Annotated in this window: 19 protein-coding genes; 6 read left to right on the top strand and 13 right to left on the bottom strand. The window is 67.7% G+C overall.

Annotated features, from left to right (window positions below; all coding sequences use genetic code 11):
• Window positions 1-16: 16 nt before the first annotated feature.
• The 7 genes from KK141_RS13985 to KK141_RS14015 all read right to left on the bottom strand — a co-directional run bounded on the left by KK141_RS13985 (window position 17) and on the right by KK141_RS14015 (window position 4,015).
• Window positions 17-409, bottom strand: a complete 393-nt coding sequence (locus KK141_RS13985; protein ID WP_214569926.1) for a hypothetical protein — start codon at window positions 407-409, stop codon at window positions 17-19.
• Window positions 406-1,314 carry a phage tail tube protein gene (locus KK141_RS13990; RefSeq protein ID WP_214569925.1) on the bottom strand — a complete coding sequence of 303 codons (909 nt, stop codon included), beginning with the start codon at window positions 1,312-1,314 and terminating at the stop codon, window positions 406-408. Before KK141_RS13990 ends, KK141_RS13985 begins: the two co-directional genes overlap by 4 nt.
• Before the next feature lie 92 nt (window positions 1,315-1,406).
• A complete protein-coding gene (locus KK141_RS13995) occupies window positions 1,407-1,817 on the bottom strand; it encodes a phage tail terminator-like protein (protein ID WP_214569924.1) in 411 nt (136 codons plus the stop codon).
• 118 nt (window positions 1,818-1,935) lie between these two features.
• Complete coding sequence (locus KK141_RS14000) at window positions 1,936-2,409, bottom strand: lysozyme (RefSeq protein WP_250901750.1); 474 nt, start codon at window positions 2,407-2,409, stop codon at window positions 1,936-1,938.
• Complete coding sequence (locus KK141_RS14005) at window positions 2,406-2,687, bottom strand: phage holin family protein (RefSeq protein WP_214569923.1); 282 nt, start codon at window positions 2,685-2,687, stop codon at window positions 2,406-2,408. Before KK141_RS14005 ends, KK141_RS14000 begins: the two co-directional genes overlap by 4 nt.
• Window positions 2,680-3,030: a putative holin gene (locus KK141_RS14010; RefSeq protein ID WP_214569922.1), complete on the bottom strand. Its 351-nt coding sequence runs from the start codon at window positions 3,028-3,030 to the stop codon at window positions 2,680-2,682. Before KK141_RS14010 ends, KK141_RS14005 begins: the two co-directional genes overlap by 8 nt.
• A 298-nt stretch (window positions 3,031-3,328) precedes the next feature.
• Window positions 3,329-4,015, bottom strand: coding sequence for a hypothetical protein (locus tag KK141_RS14015; protein ID WP_214569921.1), 687 nt, complete (start codon window positions 4,013-4,015; stop codon window positions 3,329-3,331).
• 136 nt (window positions 4,016-4,151) lie between these two features.
• Here KK141_RS14015 and KK141_RS14020 point away from each other — a divergent pair, with 136 nt between their 5' ends.
• Complete coding sequence (locus KK141_RS14020) at window positions 4,152-4,844, top strand: XRE family transcriptional regulator (protein ID WP_214569920.1); 693 nt, start codon at window positions 4,152-4,154, stop codon at window positions 4,842-4,844.
• 231 nt (window positions 4,845-5,075) lie between these two features.
• Here the strand turns inward: KK141_RS14020 and KK141_RS14025 are convergent, their stop codons facing one another.
• The 3 genes from KK141_RS14025 to KK141_RS14035 form a co-directional block, all read right to left on the bottom strand.
• Window positions 5,076-7,058 (bottom strand): UvrD-helicase domain-containing protein, encoded by a 1,983-nt coding sequence (locus KK141_RS14025; protein ID WP_214569919.1) that lies wholly within the window; start codon window positions 7,056-7,058, stop codon window positions 5,076-5,078.
• Window positions 7,059-7,123: 65 nt separating this feature from the next.
• Window positions 7,124-7,849, bottom strand: a complete 726-nt coding sequence (locus tag KK141_RS14030; RefSeq protein WP_214569918.1) for a phosphatase PAP2 family protein — start codon at window positions 7,847-7,849, stop codon at window positions 7,124-7,126.
• Window positions 7,850-7,863: 14 nt separating this feature from the next.
• The gene (locus KK141_RS14035; RefSeq protein WP_214569917.1) at window positions 7,864-10,149 is read right to left on the bottom strand and encodes a TonB-dependent receptor; all 2,286 of its coding nucleotides are present in this window, start codon (window positions 10,147-10,149) and stop codon (window positions 7,864-7,866) included.
• A gap of 398 nt (window positions 10,150-10,547) precedes the next feature.
• Between KK141_RS14035 and gltB the strand changes: the two genes are divergently transcribed.
• From gltB to KK141_RS14060, 5 genes are all read left to right on the top strand, one after another.
• Entirely contained in the window at window positions 10,548-14,993 is a 4,446-nt protein-coding gene (gene gltB / locus KK141_RS14040) for a glutamate synthase large subunit (protein ID WP_214569916.1), read from the top strand.
• Between the two features lie 125 nt (window positions 14,994-15,118).
• Complete coding sequence (locus KK141_RS14045; protein ID WP_214569915.1) at window positions 15,119-16,531, top strand: FAD-dependent oxidoreductase; 1,413 nt, start codon at window positions 15,119-15,121, stop codon at window positions 16,529-16,531.
• A gap of 381 nt (window positions 16,532-16,912) precedes the next feature.
• Window positions 16,913-19,687: a TonB-dependent receptor gene (locus tag KK141_RS14050; RefSeq protein WP_214569914.1), complete on the top strand. Its 2,775-nt coding sequence runs from the start codon at window positions 16,913-16,915 to the stop codon at window positions 19,685-19,687.
• A gap of 141 nt (window positions 19,688-19,828) precedes the next feature.
• Window positions 19,829-20,710: a methylglyoxal synthase gene (locus tag KK141_RS14055; protein WP_214569913.1), complete on the top strand. Its 882-nt coding sequence runs from the start codon at window positions 19,829-19,831 to the stop codon at window positions 20,708-20,710.
• Window positions 20,711-20,714: 4 nt separating this feature from the next.
• Complete coding sequence (locus KK141_RS14060; protein WP_214570127.1) at window positions 20,715-21,488, top strand: NRDE family protein; 774 nt, start codon at window positions 20,715-20,717, stop codon at window positions 21,486-21,488.
• An 80-nt stretch (window positions 21,489-21,568) separates the two neighbouring features.
• Here KK141_RS14060 and KK141_RS14065 read toward each other — a convergent pair whose 3' ends face one another.
• The 3 genes from KK141_RS14065 to KK141_RS14075 are packed head-to-tail and all read right to left on the bottom strand — an operon-like array spanning window position 21,569 to window position 22,842.
• Window positions 21,569-22,003, bottom strand: coding sequence for a YchJ family metal-binding protein (locus KK141_RS14065; protein ID WP_214569912.1), 435 nt, complete (start codon window positions 22,001-22,003; stop codon window positions 21,569-21,571).
• A 46-nt stretch (window positions 22,004-22,049) separates the two neighbouring features.
• A complete protein-coding gene (locus tag KK141_RS14070) occupies window positions 22,050-22,640 on the bottom strand; it encodes a DUF938 domain-containing protein (RefSeq protein ID WP_214569911.1) in 591 nt (196 codons plus the stop codon).
• A gap of 4 nt (window positions 22,641-22,644) precedes the next feature.
• Window positions 22,645-22,842, bottom strand: a complete 198-nt coding sequence (locus KK141_RS14075) for a hypothetical protein (protein WP_167255156.1) — start codon at window positions 22,840-22,842, stop codon at window positions 22,645-22,647.
• Window position 22,843: the final 1 nt, after the last annotated feature.

A 22,843-nucleotide genomic window follows, 5' to 3' on the forward strand; every position in this document is an offset into this window, starting at 1 on the left:
AGCTGCTGCTGCGCCTTCAGCCAGTCGGCGAGCTGGCGAAGGCGTTGCCGAAAAAAGCCGGATCGTCGGCGCCGGCGCGGTCCACCAGCTCGGCGATCTGCGGCGCTTCGCGCAGGAAGGCCTGCACGTTCGCCGCCACGCAGGGCTCGTCGAAGCTCCACGCCGAGACCAGTGCAGAACGCACCGCCAGCATGCTCTGCTCCAGCGCCGCTTCCAGTTCCGCTTCGCCGGACTGCGCCACGCGGGCCACCTGCTGCATCGCTTCGTCGCGCGCCTGGCGGAACGCATCCGACCAGCGGCTGCGGATCTGCAGCCAGTGGTCGGTGGACGAACCGTCGGGCAGGCTCAGCGCGATCCGGCGGCCGTCGTTGGCGCGCTGGCGGATACTGAAGTCGTCCATGCCGCTCATGCGCCGCTCCGGGTGATGCGCAGCTGGGTGCCGGTCGCGCTGTCGTACAGGGCCTGGATCGGCAGCGACAAGGTGACCGGGCCGTCGTTGGCCACGTCGGCCTGGCCGCCGGTGTACTTGATGCGCGGCAGGTACAGCACATAGCTGTTGGTGCCGTCGGACAGGGTCAGCTCCAGCGAGCTCTCGGTCTCGCCGATGAACTTCGACAGCAGCGAACCGTCCAGGAAATACGCGGTGAGCGTGCCGGTGAGGTTGCTGCGGCCGATGCTCGGCTGCAGGGTCTTGGCGCTGCCGATCACGAAGCGCGGCTCGATGCCATTGGCCAGGTCCAGCTTCAGCTCCGTCACCACGCCCAGCACGGTGCCGCCTTCCTTGATCGCGCCGCTTAGCGCATCCATCGGGCGGTTGGCCGCGGCGTTGACGTAGGTGGCGCCGGCCACGGCGCTGGCGTCCACGGCTTCGCCCTGGCCGATCACGTCGAAGGTGACGTTGGCGATGGCGCCCGGCTGCACGTCGAAATGCAGGCCGTTGATCTCGCAGCCGGTGTAGCGCAGGTACTGGCCGATATCGGCGAAGTGGCGTTCGAGGGTGAAGCTGTTGCGCGCGGTGCCGGCGTTGAGCACGTTGGCGGTCCAGCTGCCGCCGAGCGCGGCGGCGAACAGGTCGTCGTAGGCGCCGTAGCTCAGCTCGCCCTGCATGTCGCCGCCCACCTGGATGGTGCCGTGGCGCAGGTCGGCGATCTGGCGGTCGCCGCGCAGTTCTTCGGACTGCAAGGTGTTCTTGGTGAGGGCAAGCGTGGTGCTCTTGTGGCGCAGCTGGCGGAACGCCGGCGTGGCGGGCGTGGCGCCGTAGGTGGCCTCGGCGATGTAGGCGAGGCTGTGGCGGCTGCCGGTGGCGATGGTCATGCGGATGCTCCTTGATGGAAAGAAACGCGCGGCATGCGGCCGCACGGGTGGGGCCCAGAAGGCCCGGGTCGAACAAGCGAAGAGGTCACGGCTCAGCCGTGGTCGGTCCAGGCGGACCAGGTGACGATCACCGACATGCGCAGCCAGCCGTCCTTGCTGGTGACCACGCTGCGGCTGGTGCTGTTGACCAGCACGGGCAGGCCGTTGCCGTCGAGCTGACGGCCGGCCTTGAAATAGCCGCGCAGGGTGTCGGCCAGCGACAGCAGGCGGGCGATGCCGCCGCCCGGCGCGTCGTTGAGGTCGATCTGGAAGGTGCCGGTGTGGCGGTCGTTGCCGGCCGCGCCCAGGCTGCCGCCTACAACCGGCAGCGGCAGCACCGACACAGCGGCCCAGGGCTGGCCGGTGGTCGGCGCGAAGTCGGTGCCTTCGTAGGCGGTGGGCAGGTTGAGCGCGGCGGCCTGGTAGCCGGCGACGAGCGCGGCGTTGATGTTGGTGAAACTCATGGCGGGTTCCCGTGGCGGAAAAAGAAAAACCCGCCTCGATGGGCGGGTTCGGATGCGTGGCGCTGCGTTGGATGCGATGTCGCGTTGTAGCCAGATTAGGGGTGAAAGCGCGGAGGCGTCACTTCCGCAGCGCGACGTTGGCCGGATGCGGCGACAGAAACAGCGTGCGCTCCGCGATGCGCCGGCGCAGCAGCCCCGGCAGCACGCGGCCGCCGGCATAGCGCCAGCGTTCGAACTCGGCGGCGGCGCCCTCCATGTCGCCATCGTTGAGCTTGCGTAGCAGGGTGGAACCGGCGAACGCGGTGGCGCCGACGTTGAATACGAAGCTCACCAGCGCATCGAACGAAGCCTGCGCCAGCGCTTGCGTCACCCACGCGCGCACCGCTTCTTCCGCGCTGCCCAGGTCCTCGCGCAACAGCACATCCGCCTGCGTCGCATCGATGCGCAAGCCGGAGCGCACCTCCTCTCCGGTGTGGCCGTAGCCGATGGTCCAGATGCCCGCAGCGTCGAGATAAGCGCAGGTGCGCAAGCCTTCGAACTGCTTGATCAGCGCCACGCCGAGCGCGCTGGTGTGCATGCCCATGGCGTTCATGCGTCCAGCCTCAGCACGCGCGCCAGATTGCCGCGCGCCACGTGCAGCAGCGCGGCCAGCACCAGCAGGATGCCGAGCTGCCACAGCGTGGTCTCGCCCGGCGCCGCATGGCCGAGCGCGATATGGATGGCCTGGCCGCCGCTGCACACGATCAGCAGCCAGGCGCAGGCCGAGACCCAGGGGCGGTAGCGCGCATCCGGCGCGCGCCGGTAGGTGATCAGCCGCAGGCAGATCGAGCTGCAGGCGAACAGGGTGAGCAGTTCGACGGGGTCACGCATGCGGGCCTCCCCGGCTGCGCAGCCAGGCGTCGAGGTCGAAGGTGCGGCCGCGTTCGAGCAGGCCCAGCGTGACGGTGACGCCGAGCGCCGCGCCGAGAAACGCAGCGACACCCGAAGCCTGCAAGGGCAGCCAGCGCATCACCTCCGGCGCGGCCAGGTAACCCAGCGCGATGGACACGCCGAGATAGGCAAGGCGCCGCCAGATCGGCAGCTCCTTGGACGAGACGACAAACAGCGTGGCGCCGGCGAACGCGCCGATCAGCGCGTTGCCGTCCACGCCAGGCAGCGATGCGGCGACGCCCAGGCTGGCGGCCGCCGCGATCGCCATGGCGGGTTCGGTCATGAGTGGTCTCCATGAAAGCAAAAGGCCGCGCATGGCGGCCTGGGGAGGGGAGGGCGTTGCGTATCTACGCGTGAGGGGCGCGGCGTGTGCGCTGTTCGCTCGATGGCCCATGCTGCGTATTTTCGTCGGAAAGTGCGGAAGCGTCGATTCCGCAGTGGCGGAGGATGCAAAAGAAAAAGGCCGCTCGATGAGCGGCCTTGATTCGAAGATCCGATGCGATGCGTCGTCTGCCGAAACATCCCACGCTATGCATTTTCCTTGGAAAGTGCGGAGGCGTCGATTCCGCATCTGCATGCGGTCATGCAGGTGCGAGTGCATGTTCCAGCGCACGAGCGCCACGCGTTTCCGCACCTGCGCACAAAGCCAGCGTCCATTCGTACACCGGACGCCACACCCGGCGATAACCCGCTTCGTCGCGCTCGATCATCGCCGCGCGCTTGCGGTCGCTCACCGGCGTGCGGCCGTGTCCTTCGCATTGCTGGCAGGCCACCAGCCGATCTTGCGCGAACACTTCGCCACGCCCTTCGCAATGCGTGCACAGATGCGGCGTGGCCAGTTCGGTCAGCACTGCGTTGCGCACGGCGCGGTAGATCGGACCGACCGCGGGCCACTGGCGCGCCTTTACTTCATCCAGCGTTTCGGTGGCGCGCTGCAAGGCGGCGCGCTGAGCGTTGCGGGTGCCGTGGGTGCCGTCGATATCGTCCTCGGCCACGTGCAGCGCGAGCTTCGCGGCTTCCAGCTCGCGGCGCAGGCGCATCCATTCGCGCAGCTGCGCCTCGCGCACGATGCGGTCCAGCTCGGCGCGCTGCAGCTGGGCGCCATCGGGCCACCACACGGTGCACAGCACTTCGCGGGCGAGGCGGTCCTCGATCATGCCCAAGGCGCCGGCGATGTCCTGGGGAGTGAGTTCGGACTGGCCGCCGTGGTGCACTTCGAAGCGTGCGATCGAAGGATTGAGGCGGGCCAGGAGCTTGCGTACGTTCATCGAATTCCTCCCTGTTCTGCGATGGATGGAGCGCCGGGCGAGGCGTCCGGAGCGGACGATTCCCGTAGGACAATGATAAGTTTACTTGGCACTGTTTGTCAATTACACTTAGCAGAACGCCAAGTAGACTTAACGCATGAGTAACTTCGCCGAACGCTTCAAAGCCGCCCGCGAGCGCGCGGGCATCTCCCAGCGCGCGCTGGGCCGCCGCATCGGGTATTCCGGGTCGGCCATCAGCCAGTGGGAGGCGGGTGTGATCGAAGCAGACAACATCCGCGTCGCGGCGCTTGAGATGGCCGCCGGCATCATGGGCGTCTCGGTCCGCTACCTGCGCACCGGCAAGGAAGACGACAGCCGCGGCGAGGTGCCCAGCGGCCTGCGCGCGGCCCAGCCGGACGTGCGCCAGCTGCCGGTGATCTCGATGGTGCAGGCCGGCCACGGCCGCGAGGCGGCCGATCCCTATCCGCGCGGCTATGCCGAGCAGAGCGTGAGCGTGGATGCGGAGCTGGCGCAGGACCTGGGCCGGCTGGCCTTTGCGCTGGAGATCACCGGCGAGTCGATGCTGGAGGAATTCCATCCTGGGGACATCGTGATCATCGATCCTGCGGTCAAACCGTTGCCAGGCGACTTCGTAGTGGCGCGCATCGAGAGCGACGGCAGCGCGACGTTCAAGAAGTACCGCAGCCGCGGCCGCGATGCGGAAGGGCACGAGATCTTCGAGCTGGTGCCGCTCAATACGGACTACCCGACCGTGGTGGTCAATGCGGCGAATCCGGGGAGCATCATCGGCACGATGATGGAACATCGGCGGAGGCGTCGGCGGCATTGAGCGATGGGGTGTCGCAAGAGTGGCCCCTCATCTGCCTGCCGGCATCTTCCTCGCTCCTCAAAGCAGCGCACATCCCTGTGCGCTCCCCGCGTGCTCCCCGAAGGGGAGAAGAGTTCGATCTGGAAGCTATGCACCCAGATCACCTCAATGCCCCCCTCTCCCCTCCGGGGAGAGGCTGGGTGAGGGGCCGGCCGGAGCGAAAAGCCGAGAGTCGCCTCACCCGCGCGCTCTTCAATTCCCCGCCAACATCGCCTTGATCTTCGCCATATGCGACTCGGCAGTCTCGCGCACCACTTCCTTGTCTGCCTCCGGATCCTTCCCCTGCCAATGCAGATCGTCCTGCGGCAGCTCATGCAGGAACCGGCTCGGCTGGTTGCTGTGCACCTCGCCGTAGCGCTTGGTCTTGGACGACCACGACAAGGTCAGCATTTCCTTGGCACGCGTAATACCCACGTACATCAGGCGGCGCTCCTCATCGACACGCCCCTCGTCCATCGCACCATCGTGCGGCAGCGTGCCTTCCTCGCAGCCGACGATAAACACGAAGCGAAACTCCAATCCCTTCGCCGCATGCAGCGTCATCATGCGCAGCGCATTACCGGGCTCGTCGCGATCCGCATGGCTCAGCAAGGCCAGCTGCGCCGCCAGATCGCCCGTGGTGCTGTCGTTGCGCTGCATGGCGCGGAACCAGTCCGCCAGCTCGCGCAGATTGCCCAGCCGGCGTTCGCGCAATGCGGTATCGGTGGTGCTGGCGGCGATCTCGCTGGCATAGCCGGTGCGCTTGAGCACCGTTTCGACCAGGTCCGCCGCGCTCGAATGCACCGAGGCGCTGCGCAATTCGTCCATCAGCTGGGTGAAGCCGGCCAGCGCGGCGGCAGGGCGCGGTGAAAGCTGGCGCAGCACGCCGTCGCTGCGTGCCGCGTCGAGCAGCGAGGCATTGCGCGTCTGCGCGATCTGGCCGAGCTTCTCCAGCGTGGTGGCGCCGATCTCGCGCTTGGGCACGTTCACCACACGCAGGAAGGCCGCGTCGTCGCTGGGGTTGGTCAGCAGGCGCAGATAGCACAGCAGGTCCTTCACCTCGGCGCGGTCGAGGAAGCTCAGCGCGCCGGTGAGGTGATACGGCACGCGCGCCAGGCGCAGCGCTTTTTCCAGCGGACGGGCCTGGAAATTGCCGCGATAGAGAATGGCCATCTCGTGCCAGCGCGCCTTGTGCTTCTCCGCCAGCGTCACCGCGACGGCGGCGACGCGCTCGGCCTCGTGCTCGTTGTCCTTGCACTCCAGCACGCGGATCTGCGCGCCTTCCGGATGCTCGCTCCACAGCTTCTTTTCGTGCAGATGCGGATTGTTGGCGATCAGCTTGTTGGCCGCGCGCAGGATGCGGCGGCCGCAGCGGTAGTTCTGTTCCAGCTTGATCACGCGCAGGGTCGGCCAATCCTTGCCGAGCTGGTCGATGTTTTCCGGATTGGCGCCGCGCCAGGCATAGATGGACTGGTCGTCGTCGCCCACGCAGGTAAAGCCGCCGCGGTCGCCGGCCAGGGCCTTGAGCAGGCGGTACTGCGCGTCGTTGGTGTCCTGGTATTCGTCCACCAGCAGGTAGCGCAGGCGCTCGCGCCAGGCGTTGCGGCATTCCTCGTCGCTTTCCAGGATGCGCAGCGGCAAGCGGATCAGATCGTCGAAGTCCACCGCGTTGAACGCGGCCAGGCGCGACTGGTAGAGCGTGTAGATCATCGCCGCGTCCAGCTCGCGCGGGCTGCGCGCGGCGGCGGTGGCTTCTTCCGGCGACAGGCCGGCGTTCTTGGCGCGGCTGACCAGGTTGCGGATGCCGAACAGCACGTCCGGCTTGGCGCCCTTGGGCGCCAGTTCCTTGATGATCACTTCGCTGTCGTCGGCGTCCAGCACCGAGAAGCCCTTGCGCAGGCCAGCGCGCGCATGCTCGATCTGCAGGAACTTCAGGCCCAGCGCGTGGAAGGTGCACACGGTGAGCGCGGCGGCGTCCTCGCTGCTGATCAGCTTGGCCACGCGCTCGCGCATTTCCTTCGCCGCTTTGTTGGTGAAGGTGATCGCGGCGATCTTCGACGGCGCCAGCCGGCGGCGCTGGATCAGGTAGGCGATCTTCTGCGTGATCACGCTGGTCTTGCCGGAACCGGCGCCGGCCAGCACGAGCAGGGGGCTGTCGCAGTGCTCGACTGCGGCCAATTGTTGCGGGTTGAGCATGGACGGGCGGCAGGCGGAAGGCGGTCCGGGATAGTACCAAACCGGACCGCCCTCCCGCCCCCGTCTCAGGGGGCGGTGAATCCTGCCGCAGCCAGTTCCTTCGCAGCGGCGTCGAGGTCGTGTCGCAGCGCCGGATTAGCCAGGAATGCCGCCCCCAGCGCCTGCCCGAACACCCGCCCCGCATAAATGTCCTGCGGCGTATGCACGCCACGCACCACCCGTCGCCAGCCCACGTCGCGCGCATAGCCGGGGACCGCATCGGCGCGGCCCGGCAGCGCCTGGGCCAGCAGGACGGCGAACACGGTGGCGCGCGTGCTGTGGCCGCTGGGATAACCGTAGCTCTTCTTCTTCAGATCCTTTTCGTCGCCCTCCGGATCCTTGCGGCAGCTGTCCAGCGGACACGGGCGCTCGCGCTCCCAGTGGTTCTTGGCTTCCTTCACCGCCTTGCCGGTTTCCTTCTGCACTTCGGCGAACAGCGCCGCCGTGCGCGGCAGCTTGGCGGCATCGAAGCCCGGACCGAGCACGCGGGCGAAGGCGAACACGTCGAAGCTTTCTTCCTGGTGCGACAGCGCGTTGTCCGCATCGCTGCGATGGGCGTAGGCCTGGTCGGTCACGGCGCGGTCGGCCTGGTCTTCCGGCGAACCCGGCACCGAAGGCGGCGCGAGCACCGACTGCAACTGGTGCAGCCGTGCGTCGTCGAGGTAGCGCGTGGCGCCGTCGGCATGAGCGGCGCCGGCAACCAGCAGCAGGCCGCACAGCAGCGCGCGGCGAATAGAGTGGGTGAGGATCATCGATATCTCCCGGATCACAGGGCAAGGGACATGGAGGCGAACCAGCTGCGGCCCGGCAGCACCAGGTAGTACGGCGTGGTGCCCTTGATCGCGTCGATCACCTGCTTGTGCTGGTCGAACAGGTTGTCCACCTGCAGGCGGATCTTGTAGCTCTTGATCACCGAGCCGGCGAGGTTCTGGCCGTAGCCGAGGCTGAGCGCCGTGGTCCACCAGCCGCTGCTGCGGCCGCTGGCGGTGGCGGAGGCGGCGACGTCGGGGTTGAGGTCGCTGTTGTACACGCGCTGCCCGCCGACGAACTTGCCGGTGAGCGAGCCGGAGAATCCGCCGTTGTCGTACAGGAAACCCAGCGCCGCGGTGCCGGACGGCACGGTGGGCATGCGCAGGTTGGAGCGCTTGAACTTCGCGTCGATCACCGAGCCGTTGGCATAGAGGCTGATGCCTTCGCCGACGCAGTACGTCGCTTCCGCCTCCGCGCCCTTCATGGTGGCGCCCTTGGCCAGCGCGTAGATCGGGTCGTGGGTGACCGGATCGGTGCCGATCAGCGGGAAGTTCTGGTAGTCGATATAGAACACGTCCGCATCGGCGTTGAAGCGGTCGGTCTTGTACACCGTGCCGGCCTGGTAGTTCATCGTTTCCTGCGGCTTGGTGCGGCTTTCGCGCGGGTTCGGCACGTAGAACTGGTTGAGGTTGGGCGACAGGAAACCCTGCGCCGCCTGCGCGTACACGCTCCACTCGCTGCTCAGCAGGTAGTTGGCGGTAAGCGAGCCGAGCGTCTTGTCCCAGGTCTGCTGGTAGTTCAGCGGCAGCTTGGTGGTCTGGTTGATCGGCGCGTCGATATAGCGCGTGGCGCGGTCGTACTTCACGCCGGGGGTGAGGGTGAAAGCGTCGGTCACGCGCCAGGCGTACTCGGCATACAGCTGGGTGGTGCGCAGGCGATCGACCATCGTGTACTTGTAGGCGCTGCTGTCCGGCTTGCCCTTCTTGACGTCGTGGATGCCGCCCAGGCCGTAGTCCAGCGCCACGCTGTAGCGGGTGTTGTCGATGTATTCGTACCAGCTGCCCAGCTTGAGCTGGCCATGGTCGTCGCTGCGCGTGGCCTCGAGCGTGTTGCCCCAGGCGCGGTAGTTGTTGATCTTGTTGTAGCCGCCCATGTTGGTCTTGGACGCTGCCGTGCCGGTGTACGGGCTTTCGTGGCTGTCGTTGTCGTAGGCGTAGGTGTAGAGCTTGTCGTCCAGGCGCCAGGTGTCGCTGAGCGCGCTGCTCAGGCCCAGGTATTCCAGGTCGGTCTGCTTGGTCTGGTAGTTGTAGCAATAGCAGTCGGTGCTGGCGCGGTTGGTGTTGAGGCCGAAGTCGCGGCCCAGCGTGTCGATCTGCTGCTGGGTAAGGTCGGTCTTGTCCGGATTGTTGAAGCGGATGTAGTTGTAGTTGCTGAGGAAGGTCAGTTCGATCGCCTCGCCCAGCGGCTGCACGTACTTGATGTAGCCGGTCTTGCGGCTCATCGGCGAATCGCTGCGGAAGGTGTCGGTGTCGTTGTACTGCACGCTGGCGATCAGCTTGGCGCCGCCCAGGCTGTCCAGGCGGCCGCTGTTGAGTTCCAGGTGGGTGAGCGTGGTGTCGTAGCTGCCGTAGCTCAGGGTGGGGATGAACGAGAACTCGTCGCGCGCATCCTTCGAGCGCAGCGCCACCGTGCCGCCGAAGGTGGCCTGGCCGATCTGGCTGGCGCCGCCGGGGCCGCGGTCGACGGTGACCTGGCCGATCATCTTGGCGGGGAAGTAGCTGCTGGTGTGGTGGCTGAAGTCGTTGGTGTCGCCGAACGGGATGCCGTCGTAGGTGACGTTGTACTGATTGTCGTTGAAGCCGCGGATGGTCATCTGCTTGGCTTCGCCCAGGCCCGGGCCGCTGACGCCGATGGTGGACACGCCCGGCGCGATCGCCGCGATGGTGGCGTAGTCGGCGGTGGGCGCCACGTGGTTGGCGATGTAGTCCAGCCCGATCACCGACTGCGGCTGGGTGATGTCCAGCTCGGCCTGGGTCGGCGCCTGGATCAGGGCGGAGTTGGCGGTATTGGCGCGCACCTCCACTTCCTCCAGCTGTTTTGCCGCCGGCTGGGCCGCCGGGCGTGCCGGGTTCTCGGTAGGCGTGTCCGTCGCCGCCGCCGTGCCGGCCAGGCAGAAGCCGGCCGCCAGCAGCCACCAGGGCGCCGGCAGCACATGCCGGCGGATGCCGGCCACCAGGGCGCTCAGCGCGGGGAGGTCCGTGCGGGCGGCGCGGACGAAGAACGTGCGGTTCGGGATGGGCATGCGAGGCGCCGCTGTGTTGGGAAGGAGTTAAAGCGGCGCATCGTGGGCGGGATGTTTGACGATTCCATTGCGCTGATGTGACTTGCGCAAAGAAACTGGTATGGCCGTTTGGACGCCTAAACGAAGCTCGCCGCGACGCGCGCGCGATGCCACATCAGCCTTAGCTGGAGCTTAGATGGAGGGGATTTCCGGCGGCGGGGTCCGGGGCGGTTTTGCCCGGACTGGTATGGTCAGATCTAAAACATATCCGAAAGTTGCCCGTCATTTGGCCGTCCGAATCACTTTGACGCGGCGCACCAACTATGCTTTAGTCGATTCAACACCCACGTACGGGGCAGTGGTGCATCGCGCACCGCTGGGAGTGCGTGTCCCTCACATCCGTCGGCCGGGGAGGCAAGATGGTCCAGGCAGGTGCACCGGCGCTGTACGACGCCGCGTTCGAACACGACAGCTGCGGTTTCGGTCTGGTCGCCCAGATCGACGGCCGCGCCAGCGCATGGGTGGTCGATACCGCCTTCGACGCGCTGGCCAAACTTTCGCACCGTGGCGGCGTCAACGCCGACGGCATCAGCGGCGACGGCTGCGGCGTGCTGGTGCATAAACCGCAGGCCTGGCTGGCGGTGCTGGCGAAAGAAGCGGGCTTGTCGGTAGGCGAGCGTTTCGCGGCGGGGCTGGTGTTCCTCGATCCGGCCAGCGCGGGCGATGAGGTCTGCGCCACCCTGGAAGCCTTCGTGCGCGAGGAAAACCTGCGCGTGGCCGGCTGGCGCGACGTGGCGGTCAATCCCGACGCCTGCGGCCCGCTCGCCGCGGCGGCGCGGCCGCGCGTGCGGCAGATCTTCGTGGAGGCGCAGGGCCAGGATGACGACGCCTTCGAGCGCGCCCTGTTCCGCGCCCGCCGCCGCGCCGAGACCGCGCTGGCGCAAGATGCACATTTCTACGTGGTGAGCTTGTCCGCCCAGGTCATCGGCTACAAGGCGATGGCCGCGCCGGGGCGCCTGCGCGAGGTCTATCCGGACCTGGGTCACGCCGCCCTGGTCTCCGACGCGGTGGTGTTTCACCAGCGTTTCTCCACCAACACCACGCCGCAGTGGAGGTTGGCCCAACCGTTCCGCCTGCTGGCGCACAACGGCGAGATCAACACCATCCGCGCCAACCGGCGCTGGATGCAGGCGCGCGAATCCATCCTGCGCTCGCCGCTGGTGGAGCTGGGCGACCTCGGGCCGCTGGTGCGCCAGACCGGTTCCGATTCCGAAAGCCTCGACAACGCGCTGGAAGTGCTCACCACCGGCGGCCTGGAACTGATCGCCGCGATGCGCGTGCTGGTGCCGCCGGCCTTCGCCGCGCGCGAAGGCATCGACGAAGACCTCGCCGCCTTCTACGAGTACTACGCCCTGCACAGCGAACCCTGGGACGGCCCCGCCGGCCTGGTGATGTGCGACGGCCACTACGCCGCCTGCACGCTGGACCGCAACGGCCTGCGCCCGGCGCGCTGGGCGCTGTCGGACGACAACCACCTGATCGTCGCCTCCGAAGCCGGCCTGTGGGACGTGCCTTCCGCGCGCGTCATCGCCAAGGGCCGCCTTGCGCCGGGCGAGATGATCGCCGTCGACTTCGCCAACCGGCGCCTGCTGCGCAATGCCGACATCGACGACATCAACCGCCGCCGCGCGCCTTACCGCGACTGGCTGCGCGCGGGCGTCAGCTATCTCGAATCCGACCTGATCGACCCCTCGCTGGCCGCCGAACCGCTGCCGGCCGAGCAACTGCGCTGCTACCAGAAGCTCTACGGCCTGTCGCGCGAAGAGCGCGAGTCGGTGCTCAAGGCATTGGCCGAGCTGGAGATGGAAGCCACCGGCTCCATGGGCGACGACACCCCGATCGCGGCGATGTCGCGCCAGGTGCGTCCGCTGTTCGACCGCTTCCGGCAAGCGTTTGCGCAGGTGACCAATCCGCCGATCGATCCGCTGCGCGAAAAGCTGGTGATGTCGCTGGTGACGCAGATCGGTCCGGAAGGCAATCCGTTCGAGCTGCAGCCGGAGAACGCGAAGCAGATCCTGATCAACTCGCCGATCCTGTCGCAGCGCAAGCTCCGCCAGCTGCTGGCGCTGCCGCAGTTCGGCAGCACGCCGCGCTTCGACCTGATGTACGCGCCGGAAGAAGGCCTGGAGAACGCACTGCGGCGGCTGTGCCGCGAGGTGGCGCAGACGGTGCGCGCGGGCGGCGCGCTGGTCTTCCTCAGCGACCGCTATCCGGAGCGCGGCCTGCTGCCGATCCACTCCCTGCTGGCCACCGGCGCGGTGCATGCGCACCTGATCGACGAAGGCCTGCGATGTCAATGCAACATCATCGTGGAGACCGCCGCGCCGCGCGATCCGCACCAGTTTGCCTGCCTGATCGGCTACGGCGCCACCGCCATCTATCCGTGGCTGGCCTACCAGAGCCTGTTCGAGCTGGGCCGCGAAGGGCATATCGCCAGCGACCGCATGGAAGTGGGCCGCAGCTACCGCCGCGGCATCCGCAAGGGTCTGCTCAAGATCCTCTCCAAGATGGGCATCTCCACCGTTGCCGGCTATCGCGGCGCGCAGCTGTTCGAGATCGTCGGCCTGGCGCCGGAAGTGGTGGCGCTGTGCTTCCCCGGCACGCCTTCGCGCATCGGCGGCGCCGGTTTCGCCGAGCTTGAGCAGGACCAGCGCCTGCTCGCCGCCGAAGCCTGGAACGAAGCGCAGTCGCTGCGCGCCGGCGGCCTGTACAAGTACGTGCACGGCGGCGAATACCACATGTACAACCCGGACGTGATCGCCAGCCTGCAGAAGGCGGTGCGCTCCGGCGAGGCGGCCGACTACCGCGCCTATGCGGATTTCGTCGACCGCCGCCCGCCGTCGGCGCTGCGCGACCTGCTCAGCCCGCAGCCGCTGGGCGAGGCGGTGCCGCTGGACGAAGTGGAATCGGTGCAGAGCATCCTGTCGCGCTTCGACTCGGCCGGCATGTCGCTGGGCGCGCTGTCGCCGGAAGCGCACGAGGCGCTGGCGATCGGCATGAACCGGCTCGGCGCGCGCAGCAATTCGGGTGAGGGTGGCGAAGATCCGGCGCGCTACGGCACCGAGAAGATGTCCAAGATCAAGCAGGTCGCGTCCGGGCGCTTCGGCGTCACGCCGGCCTATCTGGTCAACGCCGAAGTGCTGCAGATCAAGATCGCCCAGGGCGCCAAGCCGGGCGAGGGCGGCCAGCTGCCGGGCCACAAGGTGGACGCCACCATCGCGCGGCTGCGCTACGCCAAGCCGGGCATCGGCCTGATCTCGCCGCCGCCGCATCACGACATCTATTCGATCGAAGACCTGGCCGAGCTGATCCACGACCTCAAGGAGGTCAATCCCGGCGCCCTGGTCTCGGTGAAGCTGGTCAGCCATGCCGGTGTCGGCACTGTCGCCGCGGGCGTGGTGAAGGCCGGCGCGGACCTGATCACCGTCAGCGGCCACGACGGCGGCACCGGCGCCAGCCCGCTCACCTCGATCAAGTACGCCGGCACGCCGTGGGAACTGGGCCTGGCCGAGACGCAGCAGACCCTGCGCCGCAACGACCTGCGTGGCCGCGTGCGGCTGCAGACCGACGGCGGCCTGAAGACGGGCCTGGACGTGGTGAAGGCGGCGCTGCTGGGCGCGGAAAGCTTCGGCTTCGGCACCGGCCCGATGGTGGCGCTGGGCTGCAAGTACCTGCGCATCTGCCATCTGAACAACTGCGCCACCGGCGTCGCCACCCAGCACGCGGTGCTGCGCAAGGAACATTTCATCGGCCTGCCCGAGATGGTCATGCACTACTTCCGCTTCGTGGCGGACGACGTGCGCGAACATCTGGCGCGGCTGGGCGCGCGCAGCCTGTCCGAGATCATCGGCCGCAGCGACCTGCTGCAGCAGCTGGAAGGCGCCACGCCGGTACAGCACAAGCTGGACCTGCGTCCGCTGATCCAGGGCGAGACGCTGGGCGCGGACGTCGACTTCGCCTGCACCCTGCCGCGCAATCCGATGCGCGACGACGCGGCGCTGGCCACGCGCATCGAGCACGACACGCGCGAAGCGGTGGCCAACGGCAGCGGCGGCGAATTGAGCTACGCCATCGCCAATACCGACCGCGCCATCGGCGCGCGCCTGTCCGGCGAAGTGGCGCGCCGCTGGGGCGACCACGGCATGGATAACCAGCCGATCGTGCTGCGCCTGGAAGGCGCGGCCGGGCAAAGTCTTGGCGCGTGGAATGCCGGCGGCGTGCATATCGACCTGATCGGCGAGGCGAACGACGGCGTGGGCAAGGGCATGGCCGGCGGCCGCATCGTGGTGCGCCCGCCGCTGGATTCGCCGTTCGCCAGCCAGGACGCCGCGATCATCGGCAACACCTGCCTCTACGGCGCCACCGACGGCGAGCTGTTCGCCGCCGGCCGCGCGGGCGAGCGCTTCGCCGTGCGCAACTCCGGCGCGCTGGCGGTGGTGGAAGGCGCCGGCGACCACTGCTGCGAGTACATGACCGGCGGCGTGGTGGCGGTGCTGGGCAAGGTGGGCCTGAACTTCGGCGCGGGCATGACCGGCGGCTTCGCCTACGTGCTCGACCTGGAGCGAGATTTCGTGGACTGCTACAACCACGAGCTGGTCGACATCCTGCGCATCTCGCCGGAAGGCATGGAGCACTACATGCAGCATCTGCGCGGCCTGGTGTCGCGCCATGTGGAGCTGACCGGCAGTGACTGGGGCCGCCAGATCCTGCGCGACTTCCGCGGCCTGCAGTACAAGTTCTGGCTGGTGAAGCCGAAGGCCGCGAGCCTGGATGCGCTGGCGGAAGAATTGAGGAGTGCGGCGTGATGACGAAGACGCTGCCGCCTGGAAGCGAAGCAAGTAGACGCCTCGTACGCATCGGGCGAAAACGCCCGATCCGCGGCGCCTGTTGCGGTTGATCCCTTCCCTCCTTCCTGCCGACTTCCAGCCCCATGCCAGATAAGTCATTCCAATTCCTCCACGTCGAACGCCAGACGCCGCGCACCGTGCCGGTCGCCATCCGCGTGCTCGGCTACGGCGAGATCGCCGGCGACTTCGCGGCGCCGCAGGCGGCCGGGCAGGCCGAGCGCTGCATCGATTGCGGCAATCCGTACTGCGAACATGCCTGCCCGGTGCACAACTACATTCCGAACTGGCTGAAGCTGGTGCAGGACGGCCGCATCCTCGAAGCGGCCACGCTGATGCACGAAACCAATCCGCTGCCGGAAATCTGCGGCCGCGTCTGCCCGCAGGACCGCCTGTGCGAAGGCTCCTGCACGCTGGAGCAGACCGATTTCGGCGCGGTCACCATCGGCAGCATCGAACGCTGGGTCACCGACGAGGCGCTGCGCCAGGGCTGGCGCCCGGATCTCTCGCGCGTGCGCGAGACCGGCAAGCGCGTGGCCATCGTCGGCGCCGGCCCGGCCGGCCTGTCCTGCGCCGACCGCCTGCGCCGCGCCGGCATCGCCGCCGACGTATACGACAGCCAGGGCGAGATCGGCGGCCTGCTCACTTTCGGCATCCCGCCGTTCAAGCTGGACAAGGGCGTGGTGCGCACGCGCCGCGACGTGCTCGAAGGCATGGGCGTGCGTTTCCTGCTCGGCCGCGAAGTGGGGCGCGACGTGGAGTTCGGCCAGCTGCTGGACGATTACGACGCCGTCTTCGTCGGCACCGGCGCCTATACCTACGTGGATGCCGAACTGCCGGGCCGCGAACTGCATGGCGTGCACGACGCGCTGCCGTTCCTGATCGCCAACACCGAGCGCCTGCTGCGCGACGAACCGGCGCCGCACGCCTTCGACTTCCGCGGCAAGCACGTGGTGGTGCTGGGCGGCGGCGACACCGGCATGGACTGCAACCGCACCGCGGTCCGCCTGGGCGCCGCGTCGGTCACCTGCGTCTACCGCCGCGACGAAGCGAACATGCCCGGCTCCGCGCGCGAGGTGAAGTACAGCCGCGAGGAAGGCGTGGAATTCCTGTTCCAGCGCCAGCCGCTGCAGATCCTGGGCGATGCCGAGGGCAAGGTGCGCGCGGTGCGCGTGATCGACACCACCCTGGTCAAGGACGGCCACGGCCGCGCGCGTCCGCAGAACGTGCCCGGCACCGAGGCCGAGCTTCGCGCCGACGTGGTGATCCAGTCCTTCGGCTTCCTGCCCAGCCCGCCGGATTGGCTGCGCTCGCAGGGCGTGGCGCTGGACCGCTCCGGCCGCATCGTCACCGGCGCCGCCGGCCATCTGCCGCACCAGACCAGCCATCCGCGCATCTTCGCCGGCGGCGACAACGTACGCGGCGCGGACCTGGTGGTGCGCGCGGTCTATGACGGACGCGAGGCCGGCGGGTCGATCGCGCAGGCCTTGCTGGCCTGAGCCGATCCGGGCATCGGAAAAAACCTGCGCCGCCCGAAAGGGCGGCGTTTTTTTCTTGCCGAATGATTATTCGAGAATTTCCGGAATTACCCGTCCGGCTTGGAACGTTCCAAATAGGGGATTAATGGATAAATCCGCTTCCGCCTGATTTGTCCTGATTATGTCGGGCTCTTTCAGGCACGCCTTATGCAAACTACATTGCCGCGCAAAATATTGCGGCATCAAATACTTAGTTTGCGTTGTAATGGCCTTGTGAAACGAACCTTAAAGTGCTTGACTCTATTTCGAGCCTATTAAGCATGCGCCCGACGCGGCGCATTCCCCCACCCGGCTGATGGGCTCTCTGGCGCAATGCCTTAACAACAAAGAGAGGCCATCCCCATGAAGCGCAACCAGCTTGCACTGACCCTGGCCGGTCTATTGTTCGCTCCGGTCGGCGCTGCGTTTGCCCAAGACGCAGCCACTCCACCCCCTCCGCCGCCTGCGGATCAGGCGAAGCAATTGCAGACCATCACCGTGACCGGTTCGGCCGTGCCGCGCATCGACGTGGAAACGCCTTCGCCGGTGACCGTGATTTCCGCGCAGCAGATCCAGCGCAGCGGCCTCACCACGGTTTCCGACGTCGTGCGTTCGATCTCCGCCGACAACAGCGGCTCGATCCCCAACTCCTTCGCCAACGGCTTCGCCGCCGGTTCCTCCGGCGTCGCGCTGCGCGGCCTGACGGTGAACTCCACCCTGGTGCTGGTCGACGGCCACCGCGCCGCCAGCTATCCGGTGGCGGACGACGGCCAGCGTTCCTTCGTCGACCTCAACACCATTCCGCTGGCCGCGGTGGACCGCATCGAAGTGCTGAAGGATGGTGCTTCCTCGCTGTACGGTGCGGACGCCATCGCCGGCGTGGTCAACATCATCCTCAAGCCCAACTACAAGGGCGTGGAGGGCACGGTCGACGTCGGCACCTCGCAGCACGGCGGCGGCTTTACCCGCAAGGCAACCTTGCTGGCCGGCGCGGGCGACCTGGAGAAGGACGGCCACAACGGCTACATCGCCATCCAGTACCAGAAGGACAACCCGATCTGGCTGCGCCAGCGCGGCTTCCCGTTCAACACGCAGGACCTGCGCTCGATCGGCGGCCCCGACCTCAACATCGGCCAGCCAGGGCAGCGCACCGGCTCGGTGTACGGCTCGGTGACGCCCGGCTCCCTGACCCGGCCCGGCGATCTCACCAGCGGCACGCCCAACGCCGGCGCGCTGGCGCAGCCGCTGCGTCCCTGCGGCAGCAATTCGATCGGCGTCACCGACGACACCGGCAGCTACTGCGAACAGAACTTCCAATCGCTGTACGGCCAGGTGCAGCCGGCGATGGAGCAGGGCGGCATCTACGGCCGCTTCACCATGAAGATCAACGACACCACGCGGGCCTATCTGTCGGCCAGCTACTTCGAGGCCAAGACCTGGGTGCCGGGCCTGCCGCGGCAGATCCAGTCCAGCACGCCGAACAACACCAACAGCCTCGCCTTGCCGCCGGGTAATCCGAGCAATCCGTTCCCGAACGACTACGCGCTGATCAACTACGCGTTCGGCGACATGGCCAACGGCTTCAACTACGACAACCACAACGCGCGCATCGTCGGCGGCGTGTCCGGCGCGTTCGGCGAGTGGAACTACGACGTCACCGCGGTGATCAACCACGACTGGCTGGACACCAAGCAGTACGGCTTCATCAGCTATGCCGCGCTGCTGGACGCCATCAACAAGGGCACCTACAACTTCGCCAACCCCGCCGCCAACAGCGGCAGCGTGCGCGCGGCGCTGGCGCCGGGCTACAGCAAGACCTCCACCTCGGACCTGGACGAACTGGACCTGGCCGCCAACCGTTCGCTGTGGGACCTGGCTGGCGGTTCGCTGGGCTTCGCGGTCGGCGCGCAGTTCCGCCACGAGTCGATCGACGATCCCACGCTCAATCCCAACTTCGAGTTCCAGGGGCTGGGCAATGCGCAGACCAAGGGCAGCCGCAACGTGTCGGCCGGCTATGTGGAGTTCAACGCGCCGTTGCTGGAATCGCTGGAGCTGGATCTGTCCGGCCGCCTGGACCACTACTCCGACGTGGGCACGCACTTCACGCCCAAGGTCGGCTTCAAGTGGAAGCCGTTCGACTGGGTCGCGCTGCGCGGCACGTACTCGAAGGGCTTCCGTGCGCCGAGCTTCTCGGAGAACGGCTCCAGTTCGGCGCAGGGCTTCATCAACCATACCCCGCCGGCGGATTTCATCGCCGCGCACGGCGGCACCGGCAACGGCTACGTCAGCCAGTACGCGCTGTCGCTGTTCACCCTGGCCAACAAGAACATCAAGCCGGAGAAGGCGCGCAACTTCACCCTCGGCGTGCTGGTGCAGCCGGCGAGCTGGCTGAACCTGTCGGTCGACTACTTCAACATCAAGAAGGAGAACGTGATCGGGCCGGCCGATGCCTCCTCGGCGCTGGCCAACTACTACGCCGGCCTGCCGCAGGGGCCGGGTGTGATCGTGATCCCGGATACGCCCGATCCGCTGCACCCGAACGCGCTGCCGCGTCCGGCGGAAATCGACAACCTGTACATCAACGCCAACTCGCTGAAGACCACCGGCGTCGATGTGGACCTGCAGGCCCACTTCGATTTCAACCACGACATGCACTTCATCAGCCAGTTCAGCGGCACGCAGATCTTCAACTGGGCGCTGACCCTGCCGGACGGCACGCGGCAGCAGTTCGTCGGCACGCATGGGCCGTATCAGCTGTCCTCCGGCGCGGGCACGCCGCGGACGCGTGCGTCCTGGGCCAATACCTTCCAGTGGGGTCCGGCCACCGTCACCGGCACGCTGTACTACGTCAGCGGCATGGACAACTACGCGCTGGATGCCGGTTCCAGCCCGGGCAATTGCCAGACGCCGATCCCGCTGAGCTGCCATGTCAGCTCGTTCACCTACATGGACCTGACCGGCAGCTACCAGATCAACGACCACATCGCGATCACCGCGTCGGTGCAGAACGTGTTCGACCGCAAGCCGCCGTTCGATCCGGCCAACTATGCCGGCGGCGGCGCCAACTACAACCCGACCTACGCGCAGGCGGGCCTGGTCGGCCGCTTCTACAACCTGGGCGTGAAACTGAAGCTCTGAAGTCGAGGGGAGTCGGGGGCGGCGCGCCGGTAGCCGGCGCGCCGCTTTTTTTGTGTCGCGGAAGCCGGCGTTTGTCCCCGCCATGCTGCCGCGCGCGGTACGCTCTGCGTTCGACCCATCCACCCGCAGGGGAAGCCGCAGATGCGCATCGGCCTGGCCGCCAATCAAGCCCACCACAGCCATGCGGAATCCGCGCTGTTCCACTGGCTGCGCGCCAGCCAGCAGGGCATCCGCGAGCTGGGCATCAGCCTGCATGCGGTAGGCCGCACCTACGATGCGATCGTGCGCGACGGCGTGCTGGGTAACTACGACGGGCTGGTGCGCTATCCCTACGGCCGCGAGGGCGGCCTGATGAAGCTGGTGGCGGAGATCGTGGGCCTGCCCGAATCCGGGCGCGTGCTCGACGGCGCGGTGTACCTGATGCACCCGGTCGACCCTTCGTCGATCTTCCCCGAAGCGATCGCGCTGAAGCGCCAGTGCGTGATTCACCAGAAGCCGTTTATCTCCACCGTGGCCTCCGCGCGCGACTGGGTGGAGCAGGAGCGCATCCTGGCCGGCTTCGCGCCGGACCCGGGCGCCGACGCGCTGCACGCGCTGGAGCGCCAGACGCTGGCGCTGATCGCGCACGATGCGATGAAGCCGCAGATGGTGGCCTATGCCGCCGAGCATTTCGACGTGCTGTCGCGTTTCGCGCAACGCATCGCCACCGGTACCACCGGCCAGCGCCTCAACGAACTGGCCTGGAGCCGCGGCTGGCCGCAGGGGCAGGACTGGGTGCAGCGCTACCAGAGCGGCCCGATGGGCGGCGATGCGCAGATCGCCGACCTGGTGCTGGAGCGGCGTTGCCAGCGCGCGCTGTTCTTCGAAGACCCGCACGTGGCGCGCCAGCACGAGGCCGACATCCAGCTGCTGGAGCGCGCCGTCACCACCGTCACCAACGACGCGGTGTGCATGACTTCGCCCGCCGTCGCGCGCCGCTGGGCCGAGGCGGTGCGCCGCCGTGCCGAACAGCGGCCGTGCTGACGCCATGTGCCTGATCGCCTTCGCCTGGCAGGCCCACCCGCGCTGGCGCCTGCTGCTGGCCGGCAACCGCGACGAGTTCCATGCGCGCCCGAGCGCGCCGCTGGCGCGCTGGAGCGACGGCGTGATGATCGGCGGCCGCGACCTGGAAGCGGGCGGTACCTGGCTGGGCGTGACCGATGCCGGCCGCTGCTGCGTGGTGACCAATGTGCGCGACCCGCGCGATCCCCAGCTCGGCGCTTCGCGCGGATTGCTGGCGACGGATTACCTCACCGGCACGGCCGACGCTGCAGCGCATGCGCAGGCCTTGCAGGCCGCGGCGTCGGGCTACCGGCCGTTCAACCTGCTTACCTTCGATACGGCCGCGGCTTTCTATCTCGGCAACCGTCCTGTGCCGAAGGCGCAGGAGGTGATGGCGGGTGTGCATGGCCTGTCCAATGCGGACTTCAATACGCCGTGGCCGAAGACGCGCGCCTTGATGCAGCGCGTGGAGAGCTGGCTCGCCATGCATGGCGACGGCGACGATTTCGCGCCGCTGTTCGCCGCGCTCGCCGATGAACACCGTGCGCCGGACGAACAGCTGCCGGATACGGGTGTGGGGCTGGAACGGGAACGCTGGTTGTCTTCCGCCTTTATCCGCGGCGAGCTGTACGGCACGCGCGCCAGCACCGTGGTGGCGCTCGGACACGACGGTCGCGGAGTGATCGTGGAGCGGCGGTTCGGGCCGAATGGGCGCGACGAGGGTGAGACGGCGATGAGTTTCGGCCGTAGGTTGGGGTGAGCCGCAGGCGAACCCCAACGTTCGCCACCTTGGTACCTTGCGCATCGTTGGGGTTCGCCTGTGGCTCACCCCAACCTACGTCACGCGTCAGGGAAGCTGCCGTCGACGTAGTACCAGCGCCCATCCTCGCGCATGAAGCTGCTGATCTCATGCATCCGCTGCGCCTTGCCGCCGCCGTAGCGCAGCCGTGCGATGAACTCGACGATGGCGCGGTCGCCTTCGCTCTCATGCCGCTTCACCGTCAGCCCCAGCCAGGTCGGCGCCGGCTGCTGCGCGCCGAGCTTGAGCGTGGCCGGCCGCGTGCTGGCATGCCAGGTGGCGAGCAGGTAGTCCTCGCGCTTGAGCACATAGGCGCTGTAGCGCGAACGCATCAGTGCTTCCGCCGTGGCCGCCGCCGCGCCATCGTGCAGCGGCCCGCAGCAGCGCAGATAGCCGGCGGGATTGCCGCAAGGGCAGGGCGTGAGCGTGTCGATGGCTTGCACGGATAGATGAGCTGGCGCGTGGCGATAGGCCATGATGCCACCCGTGGCGGGGCTTGGCACGGCGAGCCGGCCAAATGGACTAGCCGCGATGCCAGACCAGGCAGCGATTGTTGGCCGGCATGGCGATATCGGCCACCGCACGGAAACCCGCGCGCGCGGCCAGCATGTGCACCGCGTCGGCATCGCGGATAGCCATATGCGCGCCGCGCGCCTTCAGCCACTGGTCGAACGCGGCATTGCTGTCGCTGCTGTAGTGGCCGCCGTAGTTGAAGGGGCCGTAGATCGCCAGCACCGCATCATCCGTGGTGGCATCGGCCAAGCGCGCGAACAAGATCTCGACTTCAGGCCAGCTCATGATGTGCAGCGTGTTGGCGCTGAACACCGCGTCGTAGCGGTGCGCCGGCCAGGTGCCGCCCACGTCCAGCTGCAGTGGCGCGGGTGTATTGGGCAGCGCGGCTTCGTCCAGCCACAGCTCCATGCCGGGCAGGTTTTCCACGCGGTCCGAGCATTGCCAGCTCAGCCATGGCATCGCCGCGGCGAAGTACACCGCGTGTTGCCCGGTGCCGCTGCCGATCTCCAGCGCATCGCGCCGGCCGGCGAAGTGTTCGCGCAGCACCGCGAGGATAGGCTCGCGGTTGCGGTCGCAGGAGGGAGCGTTCGGTTTCTCCACCCGCTCAGGCGGGGCGGCCGCGCAGGATACGCGCCGGCAGCATCAGCAGGGCGCCGAGGAAGGAAAACACCGCATTGACCGTGATGCCCACCAGGCGCAGCGGCAGGGTCAGCAGCCACACGATGGGATACAGCACCAGCGCCAGCAGGGCGATCGGCCAGCAGAACACCAGCAGCAACAACCAGAGCAGGAAAGCGGCCATG

The organism is Dyella sp. LX-66 (assembly GCF_018599165.1).
GTDB classification, from domain to species: domain Bacteria; phylum Pseudomonadota; class Gammaproteobacteria; order Xanthomonadales; family Rhodanobacteraceae; genus Dyella_D; species Dyella_D marensis.

Coding starts and splice junctions, on each gene's coding strand:
- KK141_RS13985 (WP_214569926.1), bottom strand. CDS start 409: ATGAGCGGCATGGACGACTTCAGTATCCGCCAGCGCGCCAACGACGGC.
- KK141_RS13990 (WP_214569925.1), bottom strand. CDS start 1,314: ATGACCATCGCCACCGGCAGCCGCCACAGCCTCGCCTACATCGCCGAG.
- KK141_RS13995 (WP_214569924.1), bottom strand. CDS start 1,817: ATGAGTTTCACCAACATCAACGCCGCGCTCGTCGCCGGCTACCAGGCC.
- KK141_RS14000 (WP_250901750.1), bottom strand. CDS start 2,409: ATGAACGCCATGGGCATGCACACCAGCGCGCTCGGCGTGGCGCTGATC.
- KK141_RS14005 (WP_214569923.1), bottom strand. CDS start 2,687: ATGCGTGACCCCGTCGAACTGCTCACCCTGTTCGCCTGCAGCTCGATC.
- KK141_RS14010 (WP_214569922.1), bottom strand. CDS start 3,030: ATGACCGAACCCGCCATGGCGATCGCGGCGGCCGCCAGCCTGGGCGTC.
- KK141_RS14015 (WP_214569921.1), bottom strand. CDS start 4,015: ATGAACGTACGCAAGCTCCTGGCCCGCCTCAATCCTTCGATCGCACGC.
- KK141_RS14020 (WP_214569920.1), top strand. CDS start 4,152: ATGAGTAACTTCGCCGAACGCTTCAAAGCCGCCCGCGAGCGCGCGGGC.
- KK141_RS14025 (WP_214569919.1), bottom strand. CDS start 7,058: ATGCTCAACCCGCAACAATTGGCCGCAGTCGAGCACTGCGACAGCCCC.
- KK141_RS14030 (WP_214569918.1), bottom strand. CDS start 7,849: ATGATCCTCACCCACTCTATTCGCCGCGCGCTGCTGTGCGGCCTGCTG.
- KK141_RS14035 (WP_214569917.1), bottom strand. CDS start 10,149: ATGCCCATCCCGAACCGCACGTTCTTCGTCCGCGCCGCCCGCACGGAC.
- gltB (WP_214569916.1), top strand. CDS start 10,548: ATGGTCCAGGCAGGTGCACCGGCGCTGTACGACGCCGCGTTCGAACAC.
- KK141_RS14045 (WP_214569915.1), top strand. CDS start 15,119: ATGCCAGATAAGTCATTCCAATTCCTCCACGTCGAACGCCAGACGCCG.
- KK141_RS14050 (WP_214569914.1), top strand. CDS start 16,913: ATGAAGCGCAACCAGCTTGCACTGACCCTGGCCGGTCTATTGTTCGCT.
- KK141_RS14055 (WP_214569913.1), top strand. CDS start 19,829: ATGCGCATCGGCCTGGCCGCCAATCAAGCCCACCACAGCCATGCGGAA.
- KK141_RS14060 (WP_214570127.1), top strand. CDS start 20,715: ATGTGCCTGATCGCCTTCGCCTGGCAGGCCCACCCGCGCTGGCGCCTG.
- KK141_RS14065 (WP_214569912.1), bottom strand. CDS start 22,003: ATGGCCTATCGCCACGCGCCAGCTCATCTATCCGTGCAAGCCATCGAC.
- KK141_RS14075 (WP_167255156.1), bottom strand. CDS start 22,842: ATGGCCGCTTTCCTGCTCTGGTTGTTGCTGCTGGTGTTCTGCTGGCCG.